Annotated in this window: 5 protein-coding genes; 4 read left to right on the top strand and 1 reads right to left on the bottom strand. The window is 66.7% G+C overall.

The features are described from left to right. Positions 1 to 277 precede the first annotated feature (277 nt). The 4 genes from fhuF to QTI51_RS33290 all read left to right on the top strand — a co-directional run bounded on the left by fhuF (position 278) and on the right by QTI51_RS33290 (position 6,009). Positions 278 to 1,069 (top strand): siderophore-iron reductase FhuF, encoded by a 792-nt coding sequence (gene fhuF, locus QTI51_RS33305; RefSeq protein ID WP_116912726.1) that lies wholly within the window; start codon positions 278 to 280, stop codon positions 1,067 to 1,069. 56 nt (positions 1,070 to 1,125) lie between these two features. Next, positions 1,126 to 1,959, top strand: a complete 834-nt coding sequence (locus QTI51_RS33300; RefSeq protein ID WP_116912725.1) for a formyl transferase — start codon at positions 1,126 to 1,128, stop codon at positions 1,957 to 1,959. A gap of 84 nt (positions 1,960 to 2,043) precedes the next feature. Beyond that, a complete protein-coding gene (locus QTI51_RS33295; RefSeq protein WP_116912724.1) occupies positions 2,044 to 3,405 on the top strand; it encodes a lysine N(6)-hydroxylase/L-ornithine N(5)-oxygenase family protein in 1,362 nt (453 codons plus the stop codon). A 168-nt stretch (positions 3,406 to 3,573) separates the two neighbouring features. Further along, entirely contained in the window at positions 3,574 to 6,009 is a 2,436-nt protein-coding gene (locus QTI51_RS33290) for a TonB-dependent siderophore receptor (protein ID WP_286517435.1), read from the top strand. A gap of 139 nt (positions 6,010 to 6,148) precedes the next feature. Here QTI51_RS33290 and QTI51_RS33285 read toward each other — a convergent pair. After that, a partial coding sequence (locus tag QTI51_RS33285) for an amino acid adenylation domain-containing protein (RefSeq protein WP_503011568.1) occupies positions 6,149 to 12,461 on the bottom strand: 6,313 nt, incomplete at its 5' end.

The following is a 12,461-nucleotide window of genomic DNA, read 5'->3' as shown; positions in this document are numbered from 1 at the left end:
TGCGGCCCGGCGGCAAACCTTCCTGCGGCCGGACACATAACGAATGGAAGACGGCCCGCGCTGTGCGCCGCGGCCGCCGGCAGCTTCGGGCTGCTCCTCTCTCAACGGGCTCGGCTGCGAAATGTTCATGCGCGGTGCCGTGAACACCAGCGCGCGCCGTGCGTCCTAGCTTCATGCACGCCGAATTTCGCCCGCCGCCCGGACCCATGTTCGTTCCCTGGGCCGCGGCCCATGCCGCGGTCCGGGCCACACCTTGGGCCGCCCCGCAGCCCGGACCATGATCGCGCTGCTGGAGCCGCTGTTCCAGGGCGACCATGCGCGCCATGGCGAGGCGCTGCAGTGCGCGCCGCAGCCGCCGGCCGACGCGCTGCGCGTGGCCGACCTGATTGCTCAGCCTCCGTTGCTGCTCGACCTGCTGCACCGCCAGGCCCGCCACCTGGGCGCGGACACGCGCGACCTGCGGCCGGTGGCATCCGCATGGAGCCTGGAATACCTGGGCATGTGGCTGCCGCCGATGGTGGCGGCGGCCAGCGTGCTGCAGCACGCCTTTCCGGCCGACCCGGAACATGTGTGGGTGCGCTTCGACGACGACGGCGATCCGCTCGGCTTTCACATCCGGGAGCTGGGCCGGCCCATGCCCGGCACCTCGGCGGCGCAGCGCTACGCGCCGATGTTCTGGCAGCACATGGCGCCGCTGTTCGCCGTGATCGGCCAGCTGACGCGCCTCGCGCCGAAGGTGCTCTGGAGCAATGCGGCCCGGCACCTGGAGACCATCCTGGAAGAGGCGCTGGCCCTCACCGGCGGCGCGGCGCCCATCGCGCAGGACCGCGACCGGCTGCTGCGCGACGCCACCTGGCCGCAGCCGCAGCGCACGCACCCGCTGTATGCGCCGCAGCGGCAAGTTGAATTGCAAGCACCGGTGCGCCCGACGCCCGAAGGCCGCCGCGAAACCCTCACGCTGTACCGCCACTGTTGCCTGAACCACCTGCTGCCCGGCGAAAGCCATTGCGGCCCCTGCCCCCTGGCCCCGGCGCACCGCAAGGGCCGCGCCGAGGCGCAAGACGCCTGACCCTTGCTGCGCCGGCTCGCCGCGCAGCCGTTTTCTTCCAACTTCATCACACGCCCATGTCCAAGACCAGACTCGTCTACATCCTGTCCCTGAGAAACGCGGCCGCCGACCAGGCCGGCCAGTTCATCGACTACAAGGGCGAGCAGCGCTACATGAAGTCGCCGCTCGAGTACCTCGCCGAGGCGCTGGACCGCACGCCGCTGGGCGACGCCTATTCGCTGGAAGGCATCGTCTACGACGACGACGCGAGCTCGCCGCGCGACCACAAGGCGTTGCACGGCTACGGCTTCGCATGCGAGCCCGGCAAGAAATGGATCTTTCCGGCGCAGCTGAGCACCCAGGGCAAGCGGCTGAACGACATGCTGCACCCGATTGCCTCCACCTACCGCCAGCTGCCGCTGGATGCACCCGAGCGCCCGAGCGCCAAGAGCGACTTCGAGCGCCGCCTGTTCGACAAGCTGGTGCAGCTGGAAGCCGACGTGGTCCTGCTCGACGGGCTGCTGGTGATCCTGGACGAGCTGGTGCGCCCGGGTGCGCCGTTTCACCGCAGGATCGCCAACATCCACCCCGGCATCACGCGGCTGGAGTCGCCCTACGAGCGCCGCGGCGCGCATGCCACGCTCGACGCGCTGTACGGCGCGCAGGGCAAGCGGGTGGTCGACTGGCAGACGATGGAAGCGGTCGACATCGCCCCCGTGGGCATGACCGGCGCGTCGTTCCACTACGTCGACAACGGCATCGACTCCGGCGAAGTCATCTTCGACGTGCTGAACACGAAGATCGAGCCGGGTGAATCGATCCTGGAGCTGCGCTGGAACAACTTCAACCACAGCCTGTTTCCGGCCATGCACCAGGGGCTGGCCCTGCTGGCCGAGACGGTCGAGGCATGAACATCCGGCCGCGCGGCGCGTCATGTCCAGCAAGGGCCCCGGGCGAATCGCCGGGCCCTGTTCAACCACAGGAGTCGATCTTCAATGCAACACGTCCATGACCTGATCGGGGTCGGCTTCGGTCCGTCCAACATCGCGCTGGCCATCGCGCTCGAGGAAAAGCGCCACGCCGCACGCGCACTGGACGCGCTGTTCATCGAGAAGCAGCCGAGCTTCGCCTGGCACCCGCACATGCTGCTGGACCATGCGCACATGCAGATCTCGTTCCTGAAGGACCTGGCCACGCTGCGCAACCCGACCAGCCGCTTCACCTTCATCAACTACCTGTACGAAAAAGGCCGGCTCACCGACTTCGTCAACCTCAAGAGCTTCTTTCCGAGCCGCCACGAGTTCAACGACTACCTGTCGTGGGCCGCCGGGCAGTTCGACGACGCCTGCGCATACGGCGAAGAGGTGTTCGAGGTGCTGCCCGAGGAGCGCAACGGCGAGGTGGCCCTGCTGCGCGTGCGCTCGCGCGACCCTGCGGGCAAGCTGGTCGAGCGGCTGGCGCGCAACCTGGTGGTGAGCATCGGCGGCATGGCCAACATTCCCGAGAGTTTTCGCACCCTCAGGAACGACCCGCGCGTGTTCCATTCGAGCAGCTACCTGCAGGACATCGCGCAGCTCGGGCATGCGCGGCGGGTGGCCGTGGTGGGCGCGGGCCAGAGCGCCGCGGAGATCTTCATGGACCTGCAGGGCCGCCCGGGCGCGCCGCAGGTCGACCTCATCACGCGAGCGCGCTCCATTCGGCCGGCCGACGACAGCCCGTTCGTGAACGAAATCTTCAACGCCGAGTTCACCGACTACACCTTCAGCCGCTCCGACGACGAGCGCGCCGCGCTGCTGGACGAGTTCTGGCACACCAACTACGCCGTGGCCGACCTGGAACTGATCCAGCAGATCTTCAAGGCCTTCTACCAGCAGCGCGTGACCGGCGGCGACCGCCTGCGCCTGCTGCGCCGGCACGACATCCGCGGCGTTGCGGCGGACGCCGACGGCGTGCACCTCACGCTGTGGGACCAGAACGCCTTGCGCGAAAGCACCGTGCGCTACGACGCCGTGGTACTGGCCACCGGGTATGCCCGGGAACACCACAAGACGCTGCTGTCGCCGCTGGCGGCCTGGCTGGGCGACCACGCGGTCGACCGCCACTACCGGCTGCAGGCCACGCCCGACTTCCACCCCGCTATCTACCTGCAGGGCGCCTGCGAGGACTCGCACGGGCTGAGCGACACGCTGCTGTCGGTCACCTCGGTGCGCACGGGGGAAATCGGCAGCGCGCTGCTGGCCACGCCGCCGCATTCGGCCACCTCGGCCACTGCGCCCAACGCGCCCGCTTCAGCGGGATCGCCCGGCTCGCACGCTCACGCCCACGCGCGCCAGCACCGCGAGGCCGTCGGGACCTGAGCGCTTCTGCGCGCGCGGACCGCGGCGTCCGAAAAATTCGTGACGGGGTGTCTCTGTTTTTTGAGTTCGAACGTCTTACTCATAGAAGCGCCAGAGGCCGGAAATCGGGCTGACATGCGCTCCCGACCGTGAATACGTCTTGCCTTGAAACACTGGAGTCCTAGCCTTATGCGTCCCCTGCCCCGCCAACACCTGCTGAATGCCGCGCTCGCGGCGGCCTTCGGAACCGCCCTCGGCCTGCTGAGCCCCGTTGCCGTGGCGCAAACGGCGGGGCGGGCCGCGGTGCAGGTGTTCCAGATCAACGTGCCGGCCCAGCCGGTGACCGCCGCGCTGAACGAGCTGTCGCGCCAGACCGGCGTGCAGGTGTTCGCCGCAGGCGACGTGGTGGCCGGCGTCGGCTCCAGCGCGGTCTCGGGCAGGCTCACCGTGGCCCAGGCCCTCGACGCGCTGCTCGCTGGCACCTCGCTGCGCGCCACCCGCACCGAGAACGGCGGCTATGCCATCCGCCGCGCGGCCGACCTGCCGGCCTCTTCGTCCGCACTGCCGACGGTCACCGTCACGGCCGAAGGCGCCGCCGAGACGGCCGCGGGCCCGCTGAAGGGCTACGTCGCCAAACGCAACGCCACCGGCACCAAGACCGACACGCCCATCATCGAGACGCCGCAGTCGATTTCGGTGGTCACCTCCGACTTCATCGAGGCGACCGGCGCGCTGCGCCTGAAAGACGCGCTGGCCTACACGCCAGGGATCAATGTGTCGCCCTGGGGCGCGGACTCGCGCTTCGACTGGACCATCATCCGCGGCTTCGACGCGCAGACGCCCGGCTACTACCTGGACGGCCTGCAACTGCGCAACAACAACAGCTGGGCCATCTGGCAGACCGAGAACTACGGCACCGAGCGCATCGAGGTGCTGCGCGGCCCCTCGTCGGTGCTTTATGGGCAGACCGGCCCGGGCGGCATGATCAACGTGGTCAGCAAGCGGCCCACCGAGGAGCCCCTGCGCGAGCTGCAGGTGCAGTTCGGCGACAACTCGCGCCGCCAGATCGCGGGCGACTTCTCGGGCCCCCTGGACAGCGAAGGCAAGGTGCTCTACCGCATCACCGGACTGGCGCGCGACGCCAAGCTGGAAGGCAGCGGGCTGCCGAACAACCGCATCTTCCTCGCCCCCTCGATCACCTGGCGCCCGTCGAGCGACACCTCGCTCACGGTGCTGTCGCACTACCTGCGCATTCGCGACGGAAGCTCCTACGGCAGCTTCCCCGAGGTCGGCACGCTGCTGCCCAACCCCAACGGCCGCTTCTCGCCGAAGACCTACGTGGGCGAGCCGGGCTTCGACCACTTCAACCAGGACCAGTGGATGGTCGGCTACCTGCTCGACCACCGCGTGAACGACACCTGGACGCTGCGCCAGAACGTGCGTTACGGCTCGATCAAGGTCGACTACCGCCAGGTCTACAACCAGGCCGACTTCGCCGTCGTCAACCCCGATGTGCCCGAAGACCCGGCCAACTTTCGCGTGCTGAACCGGTTCCCGTTCGGCAGCAAGGAAAGCGCGCGGCTCTTCACCATCGACAACCAGGCGCAGGCCAAGGTCAAGCTCGGCGACTGGCAGCACACCTTCCTGTTCGGCCTGGACGCCCAGCGCTCGCGCAACTACCAGCGCACCTACAACGCGGGCACGGTCTCGGGCATCGACGGCTACAACCCGGTGTACACCAACGACGTCGTTCCCTCCGACCCCTGGTTCGACGCCAAGACCAGCCTGACGCAGACCGGCGTCTACCTGCAGGACCAGATCAAGTGGGGCAACTGGGTGGCCACGCTGGGCGGGCGCTACGACAGCGCCCACACCGACTACAACAGCTACATCGACGGCACCACCGCACGCTTCTCGGACCACAAGTTCACCAGCCGCGCGGGCCTGGTGTACCTGCACCCGAGCGGCTGGGCACCGTATTTCAGCTACTCGGAGTCGTTCTCGCCGACGGCGACGCTGGACCCCGAGACCAACCAGCCGCTGAAGCCCGAGACCGGCCGCCAGTACGAGGTGGGCGTGCGCTACCAGCCGCTGGACGGCAAGAGCAAGTACAGCGCCGCGATCTTCGACCTGCGCCGCAAGAACTACATCACCTACACCGCGGACTTCCTGCCCAAGCAGACAGGCGAGATCCTGGTGCGCGGGCTCGAGCTGGAGGCCGCATTCCAGCCTGTGAAGAACATGAACGTGGTGGCCGCCTACACCTACACGCCCAAGGCCATCGTCACGGCCAGCAGCACGGAGAGCGAGATCGGCAAGCAGATGCAGGCCGTGTCGAGGAACCAGCTGTCGGTGTGGAGCGACTACCGCTTCGACTCGGGCATCAAGGTGGGCCTGGGTGCGCGCTTCATGGGGTCCAACCATGGCTACCAGGAATCCGCGGGTGCCAAGGTGCCGTCGTACACCGTGGTCGATGGCTTGGTGGGCTACGACTGGCAGCGCTGGAGCCTGGCGCTGAACCTGCGCAACCTGACCAACAAGACCTACATCAGCAACTGCAGCTCCGGCAGCTGCCGCTACGGCGAGCTGCGCAAGGTGGTGGCGACGGCGACCTACCGCTTCTGAGCACCCAGCCGGCCGGGCGCGGCCGGCTGCGGGCGGGGTCGAACACGCAAGAAAAGCGGCCTTCATTCGTGAAGGCCGCTTTTTCTTTGGTTCGCGGGCCGGAGCCCGCTTCCTTTCTCCTCCCTTTCCTGCTCTTTTGCTAGGCAGGCACCTGCGCCTGCGCGAGGTGGCGCTTCAGGCTGGCCAGCATCCGCGGATGGCGAACGATGCTCAGGTGGTCCGCGTCGGGCACGATCTCCGTCGACAGCACCGCGGCGCTGTCCGACCAGTTGCGCAGCACGCCACGCTCCTTGAGCGACGCGTCGGCCAGGAAGACATGCACCGGCGTCTCGATGCGCTCCGCGTTGGCGCGCCGCGCACGCACGCGCTTGTCCAGGCGGATCCACATCTCGCATTCGAGCGCTTCCTCGCCCGGGCCGTCGAGCGGAAACTCGCGCGCGGCAAACAGCACCTGCTCGCGCACGAAGTCACGCTCGGTCTCGTCCATGCGCGCCAGCAGCGCGTGCCAGCGCAAGGCCATGTCGGAGCGCGCCAGCCAGGCGGCCAGGGCCTGCTCGGCCTCCCCGCGCTGCGCGTCGGTCAGGGTGCGCGCGGGCTGCAGCGGTTCGTTCTCGAACACGTCGACCATGCCGACGAACTCGATCTCGATGCCCCTGCCCCGCAGCTGCCGCACCACCTCGACCGCCAGCTCGCCACCGGAGGACCAGCCAAGCAACGCGCAGCGCGCCTGCGAAGCCGTTGCCGCGATGAAGCCGGCGTACTCCGCCGCGATGGCCTGCACGTCGAAGCCGCGCCAGCGGTCGCGGGTGAAGACATGGCAGGCAAAACCGTACACCGGTCGATCGTCCTGCAGCGCCTGCGCCAGCGGCAGGAACTCGCGCGAGTTGACCATGAGGCCCGGCAGGCAATACAGCGGCGTTCCCGCGCCGGTGGCGCTCAAGCAGACGGCGTTGTGCTCCTGCGCGAACTTCTGGCGCAGGCGCGCAGCCAGGTCCTGCAGCGACGCGCTCTGCAACACGTCGATGAGCGACAGCCAGCCGCCGCCCGGCACCCTGTCGCGGATGCGCGCCATGAGCTTGAGGCTCACGATGGAATCGCCGCCGAGTTCGAAGAAGTTGTCGGTGCGGCCTACGCGGGGCACGTTCAGTACCTCGGCCCAGATGGTTGCAAGCGCTTGCTCGACTTCGCCTTCCGGCGCTTCGTACGCTTTGTCGCTGGTGAACTCCGGTGCAGGGAGCGCCTTGCGGTCGACCTTGCCGTTGGCGTTCAGCGGGAGTGCGTCGAGGACCATGAGGACGCTGGGGACCATGTAGTCGGGCAGCTCTTCACCCAGTCGCTCTCTGAGCGTTCCCGTGTCGATGTTGTTGCCCGAGACATAGCCCACCAGCCGCGTTCCCGTAGCGCCCTCGCTCGCCAGCACAATCGCCTCTCGCACTCCGGGCTGCGCCTGCAACTGCGCCTCGATCTCTCCCAGCTCGATGCGGAAGCCCCGCACCTTCACCTGGTGGTCGATTCGGCCCAGGTATTCCAGCTCGCCCTCGTTGTTCCAGCGCACCAGGTCGCCTGTTCTGTACAGCCGCTGTCCATCGCTGGCCGCCACGAACCGCTCAGCCGTAAGCCCTGCCCGCTTCAGGTACCCCCGCGCCAGCCCTTCGCCACTCACATACAACTCCCCCGCCACCCCCATCGGCACCAACCCCAGTTCGCCGTCCAGCACCTGCATGCCCAGGTCCGCGATCGCCACGCCCACCGGGCTGCGCTGCTGCCCCAGGTCCGCCTGCGTGATCCGGCGGTACGTCACGTGCACCGTCGTCTCGGTGATGCCGTACATGTTGATCAGCTGCGGCCTGTCGTCACCGAAGTGCGCCATCCAGGGCCGCAGGCGCTGCGGGTCCAGCGCCTCGCCGCCGAAGATCACCACGCGCAGCGCCAGGTCGTTCTCGTCATTCTTGTAGGTCTGCGGCAAGGCCACCAGCTGCCCGAAGGCCGAGGGCGTCTGGTTGAGCACCGTCACGCGTTGCACACGAAGCAACTGAAGAAAATCTTCCGGCGAGCGGCTCACCCAGAACGGCACCACCACCAGCTTGCCCCCGGTGCACAGCGCACCGAAGATCTCCCACACCGAGAAGTCGAAGGCGTAGGAGTGGAACAGCGTCCAGACGTCGTGCTCGCCGAAGCCGAACCACGGCTCGGTGGCCTGCAGCAGGCGCGTCACGTTGCGGTGGCACAGCTGCGCGCCCTTGGGGCGACCTGTAGAGCCCGAGGTGTAGATGACGTAGGCGAGGTTCTCGCCGTGGGTGTTCACATCAGGGTCTGCTTCGGACTCCGTGGAAGTGTCCAGCATGTCCAGTGCCAGGACGTGGACCGACTCGGCGCCCGGCAAAGCCCCCAGGTGGCTCTGGGTCAGCAGCAGTTCGATGCCGCTGTCTTCCACCATGTAGGCCAGGCGGTCTGCCGGGTACTCGGGGTCCAGGGGGACATAGGCGCCGCCGGCCTTGAGGACGCCCAGGATGCCCACCACCATCTCGATGGAGCGCTCCACCGCGATGCCGACGCGGCTCTCGGGCTTCACGCCCAGCGCGATCAGGCGGTGCGCGAGCCGGTTGGCACGTGCGTTGAGTTGGCCGTAGCTCAGGGCTTCGTCGCCGAAGGCCAGCGCGGGTGCTTGGGGTCTGGCGTGCGCATGGCGTTCAATCAGGTGGTGGATCGCCGCGCCATTGATTTCATCTGTGTGGCCTTGGCGCTGCGCGCCCCAGGCTGCAAGCTGGTCACGCTCGACGCGCGAAAGCACGACCAGTTCGCGGACCGGCTGCGCAGGACGCGTCTCCAGCGCGGCCACGATGCCATCGACGGCCATGCGCATGAAACCGCAGATGCGCTGCGCGTCCACCGCTTCATGAATCTGTGCCACGAGCTCGAAGCCCTCGCCCAGGTCGTCCACGGACATGCCGAAGGGATAGTTCGTGCGCTCCTGGCCGCCGAGGTCGTCCATGCCTTCCCAGGCCGGCGTGGCTTCCTGGCCTTCGGGCATTTCGGGTTCGGGGCTGTAGCGGTAGTTGAGCAATGCGGAGAACAGCGGCGTGCCGCTCGGTAGCGCGCTGCAACGCTGGGCCAATGAGAGGTTGGCGTGCTCATGATGCAGAAGCTGGGTGAGTGCTGCGTGGGTTTCCTTGACGCACTGAGCCACGCCCTGTGCGCCGAGCTTCACGCGCAGCGGCAGCGTGTTGATGAACAGGCCCAGTGCGCGTTGGGCACCTTCTCCGCCTTGCATGCGGCCGAAGAGGACGGTGCCGAAGACGACGTCGTCCTTGCCCGTCGTCTTGGCCAACACCAAGGCCCAGGCCAGATGAAACAACGTGGCGGCGCTCACGCCGTGGCGCTGCGCTTCGCGTCGGATCTGTTGGGCAAGCTGAGGCTCGAGCTTCAGTCTTGCCTCTTCGACTCGCGTGCCGTCGCCTTGCACATCCAGCAGGTTGAACGGGGCCGTAGGCTCGTCCACGTCGCCCAGCATCTGGGTGAAGAAGGCTTCGTGCTCCGCTTGACTCACGCCGAGGCGCGCCTGGGCGACGTAGTTCCGGAAGGGAATCGGTTCGGGCAAGTCCTCGTGGCGTCCCTGTTGGATCAGCGAGATTTCCTCGATCAGGAAGTCCAGCGTCGTGTGGTCCAGCACCATGTGGTGGCTGGGCAGTTGCAGCAGCCAGCGTCCCTGCACCGGGTCATAAGCCGCGACAGCGCGGATCATCGGCGCCTGTTGCACGTCGATCCGGTAGTGCGACGGATCGACGTGTGCAGCGAGCTGTTCGAACGAGCGTCCCGCTTCGACGTCAAGCCACTGCAGCTTCAGCTCGGCATGGCGATGCACGACCTGTACTGGCTCTTTCAAGCCTTCCCACAGCACCGCGGTGCGCAGGATGTCGTGGCGGGCGATGACCTGATCGAAGCTGTCGATGAATCGCTCCAGCCGCTCCTGGCTGTCGAAGCTCAGTGAATGCGAGGTGATGTATGCATCGCCTTCGGTCTGCAGCAGGTGATGGAACAGCATGCCTTCCTGCAGCGGGGCCAGAGGGTAGATGTCCTGGATGTTCGAGGCGCCCCCGGGGACCGCGGATTGGATGCGGGCGATCTGTGCGGCGTCGAGATCGATCAACGGCAGCATGCCGGGCTCGATGGCTTCGCAGACCTCGGGAATGCGGTTCGGCGGCACGACCACTTCGACGCGTCCCTGCTCCTGCATCAGAGCTTGGGCGAAGGCTTCGAGTTGCGGATGCTGGAACAGCGTTCGCACCTGAACGGTCCAGCCCCTCGCACGCACGCTTTCCAGGAGGCGTAGCGCCAGCAATGAGTGACCACCGAGTTCGAAGAAGTTGTCGGTGCGGCCTACGCGGGGCACGTTCAGGACTTCAGCCCAGATCGTTGCAAGCGCTTGCTCGACTTCGCCTTCTGGCGCTTCATAGGCCCTGTCGCTCGTGAACTCCGGCGCAGGGAGCGCCTTGCGGTCTACCTTGCCGTTGGCGTTCAGCGGCAGTGCGTCGAGGACCATGAGGACGCTTGGGACCATGTAGTCGGGCAGCGCTTCGCCGAGGCGTTCTCTCAGGTCTGCCGTGTCGATGTTGGTGCCCGAGACGTAACCCACCAATCTTGCACCCGCCGGGCCTTCGTTTGCCACGACGACCGCTTCTCGCACTTCGGGCTTCGCCTGTAGTTGCGCCTCGATCTCGCCCAGCTCGATGCGGAAGCCCCGCACTTTCACCTGATGGTCGATGCGGCCGAGGTACTCCAGCTGGCCTTCGTTGTTCCAGCGCACCAGGTCGCCTGTTCTGTACAGCCGTTGTCCGTTGCTGGCCGCTACAAACCGCTCAGCAGTAAGGCCCGCCCGCTTCAGGTAACCGCGCGCAAGGTTGACGCCGCCTAAATACAGCTCTCCAGCGACGCCGGCCGGTACTTCGTTCAGGCTCGCGTCCAGCACATACGCCTGCGTCTCGCTGATCGGCCTGCCGATGGGTACCTGCGTGCTGCCGTCGTCCCTGCAAGTCCACTGGGTGACGTGGATCGTTGTTTCTGTGGGGCCGTACAGGTTCTGCAAGGTAGCGCCGCTCAACCGTTGCAAAGCCTCTTTCTGCGTGGCCGCCGGCATGGCCTCTCCGCCGCAGATGATGTGTTTCAGCTTCGTCGTTGCCTCGATGCCCTCGTAGGCCAGGAAGGCCTGGAGCATCGAGGGAACGAAGTTCAGTGTCGTGATCTGATGTTTCTGGATCAGTTCGACCAGGCGCACCGGGTCGCGGTGATCGCCGGGGTTGGCGATGACCAGCCTTGCGCCTGAAGTCAGGGGCCAGAACATCTCCCACACCGACACGTCGAAGCCGAACGGGGCCTTGTGCAGGACCGTGTCCGCGCCTTCCAGTGTGTAGAACTCCTGCATCCAGGCCATGCAGCTGAAGAGCGCTTGATGGCGGATGGCTGCGCCCTTGGGGCGGCCGGTGGAGCCCGAGGTGTAGATGACGTAGGCGAGGTGTTCGCCATGCAGGGCCACTTGTGGGTCGGAACTTGATTCGGACGATGTATCGAGCGTGTCGAGTTCCAGCACCTGAAGTGCTTCGACGCCGTGAATCAAGGAACGCAGGCTGCGTTGGGTCAGCAGCAGCGAGATGCCGCTGTCCTCGACCATGTACGAAAGTCGATCTGCGGGGTACTCGGGGTCCAGGGGAACGTAGGCGCCGCCTGCCTTCAGCACGGCAAGGATGCCCACCATCATCTCGGTGGAGCGTTCCACACAGATGCCGACCAGGGAGTCTTGCCGAACGCCCAACGCGATCAGCCGATGTGCCAAGCGATTTGCCTGTGCATTGAGCTGCGAATACGTCAGTGCCTCGTCACCGAACACCAGCGCGGGTGACGAAGGCTTCAACCGCGCATGCGCCTCGATCTGCTGATGCACAGGCTGCGCACCCCCGTGGCGACGCGTGTTCTCGCTCCACGCAGCAAGCTGAACCGTTTCCTTCTCGGACACGATATGGAGTTCGCAAATCGGTTGCTGCGGCCGCACGACCAATGCATCGACCACCCCTTTGATCGCTGCATGCATGTAGCCGCAGACACGCAATGCGTCGACCGCTTCATGCACCTGTGCCACCAGCTCGAAGCCCTTGCCCAGGTCGTCCACCGACATGCCGAACGGATAGTTGGTCCGCTCCGCGCCGCCGATCACCTCCATGCCTTCCCAAGCAAGATCCGGAACAGCCTGCTCCTGCTCACCCTCAGGCGTGTAGCGGTAGTTGAGCAGTGCGGAGAACAGCGGCGTGCCACCCGGCAAAGCGCTGCAGCGCTGGGCCAATGAGAGGTTCGCGTGCTCATGATGCAGAAGCTGGGTGAGTGCTGCGTGGGTTTCCTTGACGCACTGGGCCACGCCCTGTGCGCCGAGCTTCACGCGCAGCGGCAGCGTGTTGATGAACAGG

Source organism: Variovorax sp. J22G73, from assembly GCF_030317035.1.
In the GTDB taxonomy this organism is placed as follows: domain Bacteria; phylum Pseudomonadota; class Gammaproteobacteria; order Burkholderiales; family Burkholderiaceae_C; genus Variovorax.
The sequence above is the reverse complement of the archived record's forward strand: the minus strand, read 5'-3'. Positions and strand labels throughout refer to the sequence as shown.

Bases quoted from the DNA above. Each gene is read 5' to 3' on its own strand.
- QTI51_RS33295 (WP_116912724.1), top strand. From the start codon at position 2,044: ATGCAACACGTCCATGACCTGATCGGGGTCGGCTTCGGTCCGTCCAAC.
- fhuF (WP_116912726.1), top strand. From the start codon at position 278: ATGATCGCGCTGCTGGAGCCGCTGTTCCAGGGCGACCATGCGCGCCAT.
- QTI51_RS33300 (WP_116912725.1), top strand. From the start codon at position 1,126: ATGTCCAAGACCAGACTCGTCTACATCCTGTCCCTGAGAAACGCGGCC.
- QTI51_RS33290 (WP_286517435.1), top strand. From the start codon at position 3,574: ATGCGTCCCCTGCCCCGCCAACACCTGCTGAATGCCGCGCTCGCGGCG.